Raw genomic sequence first — 15,872 nt, forward strand, 5'->3', positions numbered from 1 at the left:
TTTGTTCAAACCAATCATACGAGAAAGGAACTCCTTTTTCTAATGTTTAAAGAAATAAATTTAAGGAATCATTCATCCTTACACAAACTATTTTACAGTCTCGTATTTCCTTTACCTATTTATTATAAATATGATTGAATAAAGTTAATTAAAACAATTATTAATTATACATCTATACTAGAAAGCTGATTATGATGGCTTACATTAACTTAAAAAATAATACTAAAATTTACCAATCTGGTGACACAACCATCTATGCCAATAAGAACATTACTTTTTCTATCGATAAAGGCGAACTAGTCATTATTCTCGGCTCATCAGGAGCTGGAAAATCTACTTTGCTTAATATTTTAGGCGGAATGGAACCAAATACAAGTGGCGATGTAATTGTAGCGGGAAAAAATATTGCAAAATATAACGCTAAAGAATTAACTACCTATCGGCGCAACGACGTTGGCTTTGTTTTTCAATTTTATAATTTGATTTCCAACTTAACAGCAAAAGAAAACGTTGAATTAGCTGCTCAAATTGTCCCTGATGCGATGAGCGCCGATGATGCCTTGCAGTATGTTGACCTAGGGCGGCGAGAAAACAATTTTCCCGCTCAACTATCAGGCGGTGAGCAGCAACGTGTGGCAATTGCCCGAGCCATCGCTAAAAAGCCAGCCTTACTTTTGTGCGATGAGCCCACCGGTGCCCTTGACTATAAAACAGGCAAACGAATCTTAAAAATTTTGCAAAATATGAGCCGGCAAAATGGCTCGACGGTCTTGATTGTAACTCATAACGCCGCTATTGCCCCAATTGCTGATAAGGTCATCCGTATTCACGATGGAAGTATTCAAAAAGTCCAGCATAATCTACATCCCGCTGATATTAGTACAATTGAATGGTAGGTGAGCGACATGCAAAAAACTATTCTATGGAAAGATGCTTGGCAAGCAATCACCCATTCACTTGGCCGTTATATCGCCATTATTCTATTAATTGCACTGGGGACTTTTGCCTTTACAGGTTTAAAAATGGCTGGTCCTGATATGCGAGCAACAGGGGCAGACTTTTTTGCTAAACATAACCTAGCTGACGTCACTGTCACTTCAAACTATGGCATTAATTCAACTGATCGCCTTACTATTCAGAATTTACCAGAAGTAAAAGAAGCTACCTTCGGCTATTTTCAAGATGTTAAAATCAAAAATCAGCCTGACACGCTCCGCGTCTTTTCTCAGTCAGATAATCTTTCAAGTTATGAATTGATTAAAGGACATTTTCCTAAGAATAAAACAGAAGTTGCACTGTCATATTTATTGCAGAAAAAATATCACTTGGGACAAAACATTACTTTTAATAAACCTGGCATTTTAAAAAATAAGACTTACAAGATTGTTGGCTTCGTCAAAGCTAGTGAGTTCTTAGATAAAAATCAAATCGGTCAAACCAACATTGGCAGTGGCCATTTAACTGGAATTGCGGTTGCTAATCATAACGCCTTCGCCGCACCAGTTTATCAAATTGCCCGAATCATTTTCAAAAATACCGCCAATTTAAGTCCTTTTAGCATAGCTTACCGCAACCGTGTTTATAACGATCAAACCAAATTGCAAACTGCTTTAAACCAAAATCGAGCCGACAAATATGACAAATATCGGGCCATGTATCAAAAGCAATATCGGCAAGCTACAGCTAAACAATTACTTAAACGTAGCATCGTAGTTAACCCGGCGCAAATTAAAGTACCACAAAACAAGCTTAAAATTGCTTATCCTAACTACGTAATCAACAGCCGTGAAGAAAGTCAGGGTTATGCTTCTTATCGAGCAGATTCTGAACGAGTTGAAGTTTTGGCTAATGTCTTTCCTGTTTTCTTGTTTGCTGTAGCGGCTTTGGTCAGCTTAACTACAATGATGCGTTTTGTTGAAGAAGAACGGACTAATATTGGTACGCTAAAAGCACTAGGCTATGGTAATGGAGCAATTGCCATTAAGTTCTTGCTCTATAGCACCTCAGCTGCAATTTTAGGTGTTATTCTGGGGGCTAGCTTAGGTTACACCTTTTTGCCTAACTTAATCATCAAGGCCTATTTAGCTAGCTCAACCTTAGGAACTGATTACCAGCTGAATTTTGCTTGGGGACCACTATTAATTTCATTGACGATTGCACTACTTGCAACAACCGTCGTTTCAATGATTACTTTAGCTCAAACTCTGCGTGAACAGCCTTCAGCTTTACTTTTACCTAAACCACCTAAAAATGGTTCACGTATTTTACTAGAATATATTCCATTTTTATGGAAGCACATGAGCTTTTCAGCTAAGGTAACAGCCCGCAATATTTTCCGTTATAAGAGCAGAATGCTGATGACCATCCTAGGCGTTGCTGGTTGTACTGGATTACTAGTAATGGGATTTGGTATTCGTGATTCACTACACGGAATTGGCAATATTCAATATTCTGAAGTACAAAAAAATGATGTCATCGCTTTGAAAAATCGCCATGTTAACACGACTGAGCGACAAAAATTAAACAAAATTTTTACCAGCCATGATGTTACGCAAACTACTGCTGTACAATATCAACAATTGACTAAACACCTTGATAGCACTGGAGCAACTGAAAATGTAATGCTAATTGCGCCACAATCAACTAAAAACTTTAGCAAATCTATCAATTTGCAAGAACGTCAAAGCAAGAAAAAACTTGTTTTGTCAAATAATGGTGTAGTCATTTCAGAAAAATTAGCTACTATCTTGCACGCTCATAAAGGTTCAACAATTTCCTTAAAAAATGAACATGGGAAACTACTTAAGTTCAAAGTTAGTGGAATCTGCGAAATGTATCTCGGTCACTATATCTTTATGAGCCCAGCTGAATATGCCAAAGCAACTGGCAAAAAATTTACTACTAATGCTTATTTAGTAACCATGGCCAAACATTCCCCAGGAAATATCAGCCATATTAGTCAAAAAATGATCAAAACAGGCGCAATCGAAACGGTTGTCTCAACTTCATCAAATAGAGAATTGCTGAGCAGTTTTACTGGTAGTCTAAATGAAGTCATTCTAATCCTAATTTTAATTTCAGGGATGTTGGCCTTAGTAGTCATCTATAACTTAACTAATATCAATGTCGCTGAAAGAATTCGCGAATTATCGACCATCAAAGTGCTAGGATTTTACGATAATGAAACAACGATGTACATTTATCGCGAAACAATCATCTTATCGGCACTAGGAATTATCGTAGGCTTTGGCTTCGGTTGGTGGCTACACCACTTTATTATCACTAGTTTGCCACCAGATGTCGCGATGTTCGATCCGAATATGTACCCGTTGAACTTCGTCTTCTCTGCGCTAATTCCCGCTATTATCACCGCTATTTTAGCAATTGTTGTCCATCACAAGATCAAGCGAATCAACATGCTAGATGCCTTGTCCTCCATTGATTAAGCGCTGTTATGCTATAATAATCACTATAGAAAAGGGTGGAAAAAACATGCCAAGAAAGCACTTTGAATTAAACAGTGATGTTAATAAATTAATCGAAAAATATGATGAAATTAATAATGTTGATTTCAATAAGTTAGTTAACAAGGCCTTGAGATTCTACCTTGTTAATCAAATGAACTACAAAGATGTTCAAGACGCCCTGAATAAAGCTGATAACGAAGCTTCTAAGTATATTGATGAAGCAATGCGTTCCAGCATGGGTGATATTAATCGAAATTATTAGAACATAACTAATCATGGAAAAAGCCATCTGTTTTGACAGCAGGTGGCTTTTAGTATTCATTACAAGATAATTTATTATAAAAACAACTAATTGATAATTTCTTTACTCAAAATGCTTATACCGATAATATCGATAACCTATCTTTTTACCAAAAATCGTCTCCGAAGTTTTCATCCAATTAGCCAGCAAAACATAAATGCCTAAAAAGACTAAACCGAAGATTGCTAAATAACCAAAACTACCAACACGGCCTAAGTAGTTGAAACGATAGCCAAATAAAATTTGGTAAACAAAGAGCAGGATAATGTAAATCTCGTTTGAAACAATGATCGGCAACAAACTCCCCATCTTAACGCCATATGTCTTATTAAGCTTGTGATAACTGAGCCAAATTACCAGTAAGAACGAAATATCAGTTGAAAGAATTGCACCATCTGCATTCATGAACATAGTCATCGGTACTTGCAGAATTATTTTTACTAAGACACCTTCAACCATATAGATCACAGCCAGTTTGTTCATGTTTAAAGCTAAAAGCAGTGTTAATGAATTCATCACCAAACCAGCAAACAAACTTTGAACAATATTTTCAACCAAATAATACGCACCTAAACTATCGTGTGAGAACAAGACCGTATAAATTGGAGAAGCCGCAAAAGCACCAAGTGCAACAACAGGAAGCAAGACAAATAATAGTAGTCTATAGTTCTCTAAAAGCAGCTTTCTAATGCTTTCTTGACTATCATTAGCCTTATACTTAAGCCCTGCTAAAAGCGGCAGACTAGTCTCAGAAACGGCTGTCGCAAGTGAAATAATCACCGTGGTAATCTTGCTTGGATTAGCCGAGAAAATTGTGTACAAGTAACTAACATAGCTTTTACTCATATGACTGAAGCTAATCAGGATTTGTTTAAACAAAAGTTGATCAACTAATTGCGTAACAGTAATGAACGATCCCAGCAAAACAAACGGAATTGAGGCATACCATAAGTTAAGCAAACTACGAGAAACATTATTAAGTGCTCTGTGCTCGCTATTTTCAATTAATTCTCGGTAATGTCCCCACTGCTTGCGCATATATGCAAAAAGATACAGGTAACTAGCTATAGCACCAACACAGGCGCCAAACACACTGAAATAAACCGCCGTTACGTAATCATGATGGAAGACTTCAATAATCAACAAAGTAGCCAGCAAAATAAACAAAATTCGAGCAAATTGTTCCCATAATTGGGAAATCCCATATGGCTTCATATCATTATTTCCCTGAAACCAACCTCGAACCATACTCATTGATGGCAGAATTACTACGGCTGGCACTAATACTCGAATAGAAATTGTTGCACTAGCCACTGAATCCACTGGACTATTTTTGGCAATCATTGGTGCCGTCACATAAAGCAAAATACCACACGCTATTCCCATGACCAGCATAATAGCGAAGCCTAATTTGGTAATGTACAAACTGTCTTTATATCTATTTTGCGAATTTAATTGCGATACTTCCCGGGCAATAACTGAAGGAAGTCCTGCCGTCCCAATTGATAAAAACAGCGCATACGGCGTATATGACGAATTGAACAGCGCCTGTGCGTTTAATTGGTTGTGGTAGCTTCCCAGCATAATTAGCCAGGGAATCAAATAAACAACCCCGAGAATTCTAGATACAATGCTACCAAACGATAGCCAAAATGAACCGGATAGGATTTTTTTATTCAATAGAATAGCCTCAAATCTACGTTAGTTTCTCATTGTGCCTTCTTATTATACGTGGATTTTATAACTTTGTGGGAAATATGTACCAACTAGTTACCCTTTTTTAACAAATTTTTCAGCTCTAATAATACAAATCAGTTACATTATTTACTATATTGTTACCCAGCCTTTAATTTTACGTTAGACCCCTTGACCTAACCTTCTTTAATTATTATCCTTAAAATGTTTCTGTTAAAGGTCATAATTAGACAAAAATAATAATGTATTAAGAATATTCATCGGGGGAATTAAGTTGTCATTCAAGAAAAAGATTATCACTAAATTAGCTTATGTTGCTATGCTTTCAACTACTGGCGTTGCCGCAGCTGCAATCGTGCAACCACAAGCACATGTCCAAGCTTCTACCACTTCAGTTGCTGCTCGCTCACTCGGAATCGATGTTGCTAGTTACCAAAGTGCTGATCTTTCAGCTCACGCTAAAAGCGGTGCTAAGTTTGCTGTTGTTAAAGTAAGTGAAGGTACCAGCTACAGAAATCCTAAGGCTAGTGCTCAAATCGCTAGTGCCCGCGCTAAGAATATGATGCCAATGGGCTACCACTTTGCTACATTTTCTGCTAATAGCGCTGCTGCTAAAAATGAAGCCAACTACGCAATCGCATCAGCTAAGGCTGTTGGTCTTGGTGCTGGCTCATACCTTGCATGTGACTATGAGTCAGGTGACGGCAACAATATCTATGGTGGTAAGAATCCTACTGCTAATGCAATTAATGCCTTCATGAGCAAGGTTAAAGCTGCTGGTTACAAGCCACTTCTTTACGCTAGTTCATCAGTTTTAAGAAACAACATTAACACTAACTCTGTTGTTAACAAATTCCCTAACTCATTATGGGTTGCTGCATACGCTGTTTCAGGTCGAGTAGACAATCCTAACTTTGACTACTTCCCATCAATGAAGGGTGTTTCAATTTGGCAATTTACTGACAACTGGCGTGGTCTTAACGTTGACGGTAACATTAACGTTTTACCTCTTACTTCATCAGGTAGCGCTGTTTCTCAAGCACCTAAGAAGGCTCGCGTATTAAAGAAGAAGGCTCATGTATATAACAAGGCTGGTCACCGTACAGGCAAGACTATTAAGAAGGGCACTTCTATCACTACCCATGGCAAGAAAAAAACTATCAATGGTAAGAAGTACTACAAGATTGCCAAGAATCAATACATTAGATCAGCTAACCTTTACTAAAAAGGCAAAATAAGTCATCAAAAAATGCACCAGGTAGAAATTACCTGATGCATTTTATTTTATCCAATTTTTTACTTGGCGAATTGTTCACCAGCTAAGTTACGGTAGAAGTTAGCCTTAGCTTGACGGTAATATGGGTTAACCCACAATAAACCGATCCCGCAGGAAATAATACCAAGTAGCCACCAGCCGATGAAACTTAAATCAAAAATAAACAAGTCCATCTTATGGCCATCCATCAACTTACGGCTGGCACTGATAGCTTCTGTGGCAGTCGGCTCATGACCACTATCTAGCATGTCACGCAAGATATATGGTGTCATTGCATATGAATAAGCCTTGATCAGCCCTGGAATAATCAGTAACCAAGTCCACAAAATAAGAAAAATTTCATACAAAATATAAGTTAAAAAGTTACTCTTAAAGTTTCTGGTAAATGGACTAAAGATACCTGAAAGAACATTTTCCTTAGTACCATTATCTCTAAAATGCAAGATAGTATAAATTACGCCCCATGTGATTAAACCAATTGCAACTGAAACTACCAAAGTAATCAGCCATGCAAAAGGATTAACTCTTACTTTGTCTAGGTACATCAATTCAGCATTGTTACCGAAGCGGCGGACAATACCGTACACGATATCTTCGCCCTTTTCAAAAAAGTTTTCGATATCGGTCAAAATATAAACGATTAGCCAGCCAACAAATGACAGCAAAACTGCCCAGCCCCAGTTACCACGTAACTGGTCTCTAGCTTGTTCTTTTAATTCTTTTCTTGTAGTAGCCATTTTCTCTCCTCCTCACTTTTCTAATCATGAGTATTGTCGCCTAAAATCAGGGCAGAATCAATTAAAAGCACATCAAAAAAGCCTAATTCCACCAACATCGGAACTAGGCTCACACAGTGTTGACCGCCACTCTGACCACATATAGAAGATAACATTTTCGCTACCGGAGAAAATGACTACTAATAGCGACGGTACATGATAGATTTTAGCATTCAACTACCTAAAAAACAAGCAAAAAGACGGGTTGAATTAGCGGAATGGATACCAAAATTTACGGATAAAAAAGACGAGGTCTAAACCTCGTCTTCTTCATTACTAAAATTCAAGCATCATCGTCATTGCACGATTGATCTTCTTTTTAATCTTTTTAAACTCACCAGAAGCAGTATGATTATCCTGCAAAATGATCATGTTCTGGCCATCTTTAGTTGCCCGCATAAAGGTATAATACCCTTCACCAGCACCATTAGCAGCTTTATAATGCTTTAAATTATAAAGTCCACCATTGTAATAGCTAGGAGCCTGACCCTTGAACAGAACTTTTCTACTCTTGTTAGTCAAAATCTTACCAGCAAGAATATACTGCATGGTCTTAGCTAAATCTGCGTTAGACATTACGATTGAACCAGCACCCAGCTCATTGTGAGCATCCTTAACGGCTTTAGCATGGTTCACTTTGACATATTCACCCTCACGCATTTCATAGCCTGGTACCCAATGACTAGCCAATAACTTAGCCTTGTCTGACCACAAGAATTCACTATGGGTTAGCTTCAGTGGCTTGATATATGTGTCATGGAACAATTGCTCGTATGACTTTTTCTCAAGCTTGGACAAGATTCCACAAAGGAAAATATAGTTTACTGAAGTATAGTGCCACTTACCTAATTTGCTAGCATCAAACACAGTATATTGTGCATCATGCTTGATGTTCGCTTCATCAGAGATAAACTCAGGCGTACCTAATTGTTGACCAGCTTTCAAATCCAGCCCTGATGTCATATCAATTAAGTTGCTAATCTTGACTGAACTAGCACCATCTACATTTGGGTAGAATTTTGAAAGTTTATCGCTAAGCTTCAACTTTCCTTTCTCTACCTCATGCATCACCATTGCAGCTGTCATTGACTTTTGAACTGAATTGATCAAATAGCTAGTGTCAGGTTTATTGTCCGTCGCATAATTAAGCAAAACTTTGCCATGATTTATTACTAAAACTGAGCCTTTAACGCCCACATGGTCAATAGCCTGGCGCACTATTCCGCTTTTAAACGGTCTTTATTGCTTAAATCAACTCGCTTAACGTTATCCTTGTTTTGCCACTTCTTGGAGTAGAAGTAGTTAGACATATCATAGTCATAACGCTTATTAGGTTCCTTCATGAATGGACGAACAGCTTGATCAACTGCAACCCAGCCTTTCCAGCCTAGGTGAATAGTATCTTGCATAAAGTACTTTTCATTGCCTCGTCTTGAAAGATCTGCAATATTTTCAAAGCCTTGACTGGTCAATTGGTGTTCCATCTTAGCAACAGATTCTTGGTACATCTTGCTGGATAAACCAGTGTACTTCATCCACTTACCATTAATTGGTGGAATAATGAATAAAACATTGGTATGTTGTTTAGCAAATTGTTCCAACATCAACTGGAAATCACCATATTCTACTGAATGTACATAGTCAAAAGCACGCTGACTACCCTTCAAGCGTTTCAATACCTTCTTTGGTAAACGTGTTCTAAAGAAGGTATTATCAATACCTAAGTTGTTTGAGTTAGTGTGTATAGCAGCTTGCTCTGCTGCAACCTTATTCAAAGCAGCTACAGAATACTTGTTAGGTAAAACCTTAGCTCTCTTTTGAATCTTATTTACACGATCACGCAATTGGAATGAGCTGAAGAAATTATCTTCGTTACGCAACATTCGACGACGATTTTGTAAATAAAATTTTTGGAAGCTAGTCAACTTCTTGCCTTGAGCAATTTGCTTCAGACTATTCTTGATTTCACCTTTTACATCTGGCATTTCCAACAGACGTTTAGCTGCATAACGATCAGTTTTATTATTCTTGGCACTAAGCAAGAAATTACATGCTTGCAATGGTGAATAATACAATGCAAAGGCATTAGGATCTTGACCCCGCTTAGTAAACCATTGTGGTGAAATGATCACAACAGCCTTCTTGTTTCTAAGCTGCTTAGCTGTCCCTTGCATCCCCAAGAACTGAGCCAAAGATTGACTACCCGGTCCACCTAATAAGAATGGACGGTAGTTTCTATGATACTTTTCCGCAATTACACTAGGGTGAAGTGGGTCGAATCTTGACAACTCACTTGAACCATAGAATGGCACGTAGCCATCTTCAAAAGCTTCCTGCTTCATTGTGCTGCCCTTGAAGACAGTTGTGTTTTGTGAAGCTGCAGCCTCGTAAATCGTTTGCTTAGAAAAAGTTCTTTCCCAAGGAATAAGGAAAACAACTAACAAAAGGATAAAAGCGCAAAGAACTGGGCCAAAGATTTGCCACAGCCGGCGTTTATTACTCATTTTCTAAGCTTTCCACCTTTGCCACAATCTTGTTTGGAGTGTCCCATTCTTCACGGTTAAATTCTGAAACAGGAACATCAATATCAAACTTTTCTTGCAAGTTCAAAAGCATTTGTACACTTGCCATTGAGTCCATCAAACCATTGTCAAAGATGTTTTCATCCATTTGGTCTGATAAATCTTCACCAGTTAAGTCATTTAAAATATCTAATACGCCTTGTTTTGTATCCATAATTAATACCTCTCAAAAAACAACTCAATACTTATTCTACTTCCAGCCGAACCACAGTTGACTTAGGAACCCTGAGAAAATCAAGAAACTGAAACATACCACATTAAAGGTTAAGAAAATGGCGAACCATTTAGTAAACTTGTTAGATGGAATTTGCTTCTTATGCTTTCTCTTGAATCTAAGCCACATATCGTTGATACAAATAGCTGAAGCATGGAAGATACCATAAACAATATAATACCACGTTAAGCCATGCCAGAAACCCATGATTAAGAACAACAGGAAGTAAGAAACTTGTGATAATCTAATTCGATTCTTAAACATTTTCTTCTTCATTGCAAAGAAAGTGAATCGCATGTAGATGTAATCACGGAACCAGAATGATAAGGTAATGTGCCAACGGTTCCAGAAATCCTTAATGTTCTTAGAAATAAATGGCTTGTTAAAGTTCATTGGTGTATGAATTCCCATAAAGTATGAGATTGATACAGCAAACAATGAGTAACCTGCAAAGTCAAAGAACAAGTACATACTGTAGCAATACATGTAAGCTACAAGCCACCATGATAGCTTCAAGCCGCCATTTGCATTACCCACGGCTAAAGCAGCGACACTGATTTTTGGTAGCCAATAAGTACCGAAGAACCAACCAATAATAAATTTATATAAAAAGCCTTGGAATAAGTATCTAACAGCATACTGCATATCTGTAATGTATGCATCACGCGTAGGTACCTTATCATAATCTTTTTTAAATCTACGGTAACGGTCAATAGGACCTGAAGAAATAGTTGGGAAGAAGAGTAAGAACCTTGCATAAGTAATCGGATCTACCTTCTTAATTGCCCCATCACGCATTTCCATAATAACTTGTACTGTCTTAAAGGTTACGTATGAGATCCCCAAGAAACCAATGACAAAGCCAATTGAGTTATCAGGAAAAGCGGTCAAATATTTAACTGCGGCTAATGGAATAATTGCCAAAATCACAGCCAAACTAAAGATCCAAGTCTTATTTTTACCGTGGTGACGATAATACTGATAAGCAAAGGTTAAGGCAAATTCGTAAACCAACCAGATTAACAGGTTAACCCCTTGCTCCCAGTGATCACCATCAAAAATCAAGAACAAGAAAACAATTGAAAAAATTGCTTCATATGTCTTGAGTCGATGACCGTAATATAGCCCAATGATAATTGGAATTAATGCGATCATCAAATAGATGAAATATTGCGGATTAGAATAAGGCTGTAAGTTAATGAAATTAAAATTCACTACTTATTAACCTCCTTAATTACCGCCTTAATATCTACCTTACCGTTTTGTGAAATAGGTATTGCATCTTGGTAGATGTAACGCTGTGGAATCATGTAAGGCATTATATTCTTAGCTAAGTCTTCACGAATCATCTTAGTTAAAGCAGCGTCAGAATATTGACGACGAACGCCTTCTTTTAATTCGATTTCGGCAACGATCTGCTTAACGGTATGATCCTTATTGTACTTAGGAGCCGCAACGCCATAACGGACAAGCTTGTTCTTAGTTAAGTAGAAATTGATTTCTTCAAGCTCGATTCTGTAGCCGTTGAACTTGATTTGGAAGTCAATTCGACCGCGGTAAAATAGCATATCGCCATCAAAGAAACCAGCATCCCCACTCCGGTAGCTACGATACTCAGCACCATCTTCATGGAAAAAGGCAGCTTCCGTTTTTTCAGGATTGTTCATATATCCTTTAGAAACACTAGGACCACTAATGATAATTTCACCTTCGCCAGGCTTATCACCCTTAGAAGTATCAATTGTAATCTTAGTGTCTTCTTTAACCTTACCGATTGGCAAACGGTCATACTTTTTAAGAACTTCATCAGTAATTTCAACTTGAGTAACAGCAACTGTTGTTTCAGTTGGACCATAGGTGTTGAAAATATGACTATCTGGGAACTTCTTCTTAAGCATCTCAGCTTCACTGTGTGGCAATTCTTCACCACAGAACAAGAAATGACTTAAGTCTGGATGGTGTTCTGCATCAAAAGTCTTGTCCAAGAAGCACATCTGTGCAAATGACGGAGTTGATACCCAAACATTGAACTGCATCTTTGGCAAAGTTTGGAATAATTTACCAAAGTTTTGAGTAACATCATGAGGCAAAACTACCAACTTACCAGCAGAAACAAGTGCTGGATAAAGACTCATTACTGACAAATCAAATGAGTAAGGTGCTTGTGCCAAGAAACTTGGATGTTCTGGCAAATTAAAGTCTGACAACTCCCAGTTAACGAAACTAAGCAAATTGTCGTGACTAATTTGTACACCCTTAGGCTTACCAGTGGTACCTGATGTAAAGATAATGTAGTAGTTGTCATCACCTTCAACGAAGTTCTTCTCGTCAACTTCAAAATTGCCGTCTTCAACTTCGCTAGCCTTAAGAACCTTAACATCAGTTAAATCAACTTCTGGTAACGGATCAATTTCCAAAACTAGTGGTGACTTAGAAACGTCTTGAATCATCGTTAAACGTTCTGCATTAGAATAGCTAGCAATTGGAATATAAGCGTGACCTGACTTAACACAACCAAGAAAACTAGCAATCATTTCAAAAGTTTGTCCGCCCCAAATCATAATTGGAGCATGCTCTGGAATATCTAAGCTAGCAATTTTATGTGCCCACGCATTTGAACGCTTTTTAAGGTCACCATATGTATTAGTTTCACCGAGATAGTCGTAAACAACACGATCTGGTTCGTTTGCGGCGATCTCATCAATTTTCTTAATAACATCTTGAATCATGTGATAGCACCTACCTTAAAATTCATTATAAATGAAGTGAACAGATGTTAGTCCACTATATTCATATAAATAGATAAGAGCCATCAGGATTCCAAAATAAACAATTGTTTTCAAAACAAACATACCAATACGTTTGCCTCGAGAATCAACCTTCGTCTTTTTATTCATTTTTTCTCCCTTAGGTAATCTTACTTTTGTCTTTGCCCTATATTACTACAAATAGTGGCAACAAATGCACTAACAGCTTATATTTTAACAAATTTAAACTTTTTCTTAAATCTTCAGTTATTTGTTTCAAATTGCGAATGCGTTTTCTTTACTGTTGTCTCTTGCAATCCCGATAAGCAAAAAATAATGGAATAAAGATAATAATTGCCACAAAAATTAATGCAAAAATCATCAAACGCATTACATTTTGTGGTTTAGCCCACATCTCACTTTTCGCGGTTGCCAACAAAAATGCCGCAAATAATGCAATGATAACCACTTCGCCTAAACAAAAGACTAAATGCGTGCTTTGCCACAAATACAAATACGTTGTTGCTGGAAATAAGCAAAACCAGCCTGAAAAACGTAAAAGAAAAATCTCTCTTTTCCGGTAGTCAATCTTCATTTTTCTTTATTTGTTCCTTTCTTGATTAGTTACCAAACAATGCATTTATATTCATCGATAAAATACGGTCCATAACGACGATCTCTGGTCTAGCATAGATCTTTGACCCAGATTCAAATACACAAAGCAGTTGACCTTTATAAGCAGTAATTTGTTCTAAATACGGTGGCATGGTAATCACCAACTCCGCATTTTTTTCGTCCAGAGCATTCAAAGCTGAGGTGGGAAAAACATAAAGCTTTGAATCACCACTACCATAAGATTGACTCAAAAAGATCTTATTTTGATAAATAGCAATCCCCTGAATTTGCTTATCCATTGACGTTTCACCAGTTGGATCGGACCAGCGTAGCGTTCCTGTAACGGATTTAACTTCATTATTAGTAATCGAGCCGCGATTTTTACCGCTACGTGCAATTGTATAAGCTGCAACCTTGCCGCGACCATACATGTTAAAGAAGCCTACGAACAGTTGACCATCATAATAGGTTACAGTTGAGGCTTTTTCAACCGCTGGAATCGCAATTTGATACTTATATTTAATCGGTATTTGGCTACCGGCTTTGTAAGACTTTAATTCCGCCATCGAAAAAGCAGCTAGCGCCGATGACTTTCCCATTGATCCAGTTACCCAAATATTTTTAGCAACCGGATCATAAGCAATGCCACCTAAGTGCGGCCGCCCTGCTACTTGAATTGTCTTGAGATATTTACCCGTCTTTTTGTCCAAAACATAGACGACTGAAGCATGTTCGTGTTCCCCATCATAGGCGGTTAACAAAATATACTTACCAGCTATAGTAATCCCTTGCGGTGTCATCGCAGTAGCTGTATTTACCTTTTTAGTTTTAAAATCATAGCTTTTGGTCGCCAGCAGTCCTGGTAAAACAAAGTCTTTTCCATCCCACGTGCGTGGTGGAACGTAGTTAGATACCTTATTAATAAAGGAATATTTTTCACGCAATGCCTTTTGATAATTAGAGAAATTATGCCAAGCAGGACTAGTATTTGTCCCATCTTTAGCAAGTTTTTCCTTTGGCCGTTGCCGAATCATCTCCTGCTTCTGCCACCATTGGTAACCGAAATAGCCTCCTGTTCCAACTCCTGCTAAAAGAAGAAGCACTAAAAAGAAGCGCAAGGTTCTTTTACCAAACTTCTTCAAAAGATTACTCCTTTCTCATTTTTGTTTTGCTATGCACCTAATTATAGCGAAAAATAATTATTTTTTTGCTTTTAGCCCTTTGCTATAAGCAATTTTTACTAAAAAGATAATTTTTTTTGCAAATAAAGCACATTCGTCACACTTTTTTCACAATTTAAGGTTATACTATTAAGTGTAGTAAGGAGAAAAGATTTCTTACTACAACTCAACTTTTTTGTTTTTCATTCATACTCCTCCAAGTAAATAATGAAAATAAAAAGAATTGACTTACTCCAATTAGTCAATTTCATATCTATCCCTTTCGGCTCACGTGCGTTGCGTGAGCTTTTCTTATGCCTTAACTTCTTCTCAAACAAATCTTTACCTTTTCATAATAAATTGAACACTTTTACTTCACATTTACCCAGTATTATATAAACCGTAGCAAGATGGTAGAAACTTGCTACAATACTCCCACTTTTTTATTTCATTCATTCTTACTCCTCCAAAGTAGATGAAACTAATAAGGTCCGCAAAAACTTGCGGGCCTTTTCCTTTTTCAGCACTTTTTTCTGTATAATTAAGGTAGAAATGAGGTGCCGCTATGTTTTCACCATCAATCAAACACTTAATAGAAGAAAAATCTGGTTCATTTTTAATCCCTGCTAGCCGAATTGCCTTTGTCCAAGCAGACAATCCTCTTTATCATGCCTTTTTGATTTTGACTAAGGTTAAATATTCAAAAATTCCAGTTTTAGATAAAGAAAAACGAGTCGTTGGCCTGCTTAGTTTGGCAATGATTACGGACAAGATGCTGACGACTAATGAGATCTCCACTGCCCCTTTGGATAAATTAAAGGTCGAAGATGTAATGCAAACTAAGTTTGATAAAATAAACTTCATTGAAACTACCCTAGAAACGCAACTGCATCTGTTAATCAATAATGCTTTCTTGCCCGTTGTTGATGATCGCGGCGTGTTTCAGGGACTACTTACTAGACGCGAATGGATTAAGGCATTTAACTATGTAGTTCACACTTATGACAAACACTACGAAACAAAACGAATAAAATAACCT

At 37.4% G+C, this 15,872-nt stretch carries 15 protein-coding genes; 5 read left to right on the forward strand and 10 right to left on the reverse strand.

Annotated elements, in window-relative coordinates:
- Window positions 1-194 precede the first annotated feature (194 nt).
- The 3 genes from J6L97_RS10580 to J6L97_RS10590 are packed head-to-tail and all read left to right on the forward strand — an operon-like array spanning window position 195 to window position 3,729.
- On the forward strand, window positions 195-896 hold the full coding sequence (locus J6L97_RS10580) for an ABC transporter ATP-binding protein (protein ID WP_057726766.1): 702 nt from the start codon (window positions 195-197) through the stop codon (window positions 894-896).
- A gap of 9 nt (window positions 897-905) precedes the next feature.
- On the forward strand, window positions 906-3,446 hold the full coding sequence (locus J6L97_RS10585) for an ABC transporter permease (RefSeq protein ID WP_057726765.1): 2,541 nt from the start codon (window positions 906-908) through the stop codon (window positions 3,444-3,446).
- 46 nt (window positions 3,447-3,492) lie between these two features.
- Window positions 3,493-3,729: a hypothetical protein gene (locus tag J6L97_RS10590; RefSeq protein ID WP_005721863.1), complete on the forward strand. Its 237-nt coding sequence runs from the start codon at window positions 3,493-3,495 to the stop codon at window positions 3,727-3,729.
- Between the two features lie 102 nt (window positions 3,730-3,831).
- Here the strand turns inward: J6L97_RS10590 and J6L97_RS10595 are convergent, their stop codons facing one another.
- Window positions 3,832-5,448 carry a putative polysaccharide biosynthesis protein gene (locus tag J6L97_RS10595; RefSeq protein ID WP_081036415.1) on the reverse strand — a complete coding sequence of 539 codons (1,617 nt, stop codon included), beginning with the start codon at window positions 5,446-5,448 and terminating at the stop codon, window positions 3,832-3,834.
- 289 nt (window positions 5,449-5,737) lie between these two features.
- On the opposite strand from J6L97_RS10595, the gene J6L97_RS10600 reads away from it, so the two are divergent.
- A complete protein-coding gene (locus tag J6L97_RS10600) occupies window positions 5,738-6,688 on the forward strand; it encodes a GH25 family lysozyme (RefSeq protein ID WP_005719986.1) in 951 nt (316 codons plus the stop codon).
- Window positions 6,689-6,759: 71 nt separating this feature from the next.
- Here the strand turns inward: J6L97_RS10600 and J6L97_RS10605 are convergent, their stop codons facing one another.
- The 9 genes from J6L97_RS10605 to J6L97_RS10645 form a co-directional block, all read right to left on the reverse strand.
- The gene (locus tag J6L97_RS10605; RefSeq protein WP_023487764.1) at window positions 6,760-7,476 is read right to left on the reverse strand and encodes a DUF975 family protein; all 717 of its coding nucleotides are present in this window, start codon (window positions 7,474-7,476) and stop codon (window positions 6,760-6,762) included.
- Between the two features lie 315 nt (window positions 7,477-7,791).
- Window positions 7,792-8,733, reverse strand: a complete 942-nt coding sequence (locus J6L97_RS10610; RefSeq protein ID WP_005719984.1) for a serine hydrolase domain-containing protein — start codon at window positions 8,731-8,733, stop codon at window positions 7,792-7,794.
- Entirely contained in the window at window positions 8,733-10,019 is a 1,287-nt protein-coding gene (gene dltD, locus J6L97_RS10615; protein ID WP_054832848.1) for a D-alanyl-lipoteichoic acid biosynthesis protein DltD, read from the reverse strand. Before dltD ends, J6L97_RS10610 begins: the two co-directional genes overlap by 1 nt.
- A complete protein-coding gene (gene dltC / locus J6L97_RS10620; protein WP_005719981.1) occupies window positions 10,012-10,251 on the reverse strand; it encodes a D-alanine--poly(phosphoribitol) ligase subunit DltC in 240 nt (79 codons plus the stop codon). The genes dltD and dltC overlap by 8 nt, the downstream gene beginning before the upstream one ends.
- 36 nt (window positions 10,252-10,287) lie before the next feature.
- The gene (gene dltB, locus J6L97_RS10625; RefSeq protein WP_057726764.1) at window positions 10,288-11,526 is read right to left on the reverse strand and encodes a D-alanyl-lipoteichoic acid biosynthesis protein DltB; all 1,239 of its coding nucleotides are present in this window, start codon (window positions 11,524-11,526) and stop codon (window positions 10,288-10,290) included.
- Window positions 11,526-13,040, reverse strand: coding sequence for a D-alanine--poly(phosphoribitol) ligase subunit DltA (gene dltA, locus J6L97_RS10630; RefSeq protein ID WP_057726763.1), 1,515 nt, complete (start codon window positions 13,038-13,040; stop codon window positions 11,526-11,528). Before dltA ends, dltB begins: the two co-directional genes overlap by 1 nt.
- A gap of 15 nt (window positions 13,041-13,055) precedes the next feature.
- Window positions 13,056-13,208, reverse strand: coding sequence for a teichoic acid D-Ala incorporation-associated protein DltX (locus J6L97_RS10635; RefSeq protein ID WP_054832847.1), 153 nt, complete (start codon window positions 13,206-13,208; stop codon window positions 13,056-13,058).
- A 148-nt stretch (window positions 13,209-13,356) separates the two neighbouring features.
- Window positions 13,357-13,653: a hypothetical protein gene (locus J6L97_RS10640; RefSeq protein ID WP_013087054.1), complete on the reverse strand. Its 297-nt coding sequence runs from the start codon at window positions 13,651-13,653 to the stop codon at window positions 13,357-13,359.
- Between the two features lie 25 nt (window positions 13,654-13,678).
- Window positions 13,679-14,815 carry a YncE family protein gene (locus J6L97_RS10645; protein WP_057726762.1) on the reverse strand — a complete coding sequence of 379 codons (1,137 nt, stop codon included), beginning with the start codon at window positions 14,813-14,815 and terminating at the stop codon, window positions 13,679-13,681.
- 583 nt (window positions 14,816-15,398) lie between these two features.
- Between J6L97_RS10645 and cbpB the strand changes: the two genes are divergently transcribed.
- The gene (cbpB, locus tag J6L97_RS10650) at window positions 15,399-15,869 is read left to right on the forward strand and encodes a cyclic-di-AMP-binding protein CbpB (protein WP_057726761.1); all 471 of its coding nucleotides are present in this window, start codon (window positions 15,399-15,401) and stop codon (window positions 15,867-15,869) included.
- Window positions 15,870-15,872: the final 3 nt, after the last annotated feature.

Origin of the sequence: Lactobacillus crispatus, from assembly GCF_018987235.1 — a bacterium.
Taxonomy (GTDB): domain Bacteria; phylum Bacillota; class Bacilli; order Lactobacillales; family Lactobacillaceae; genus Lactobacillus; species Lactobacillus crispatus.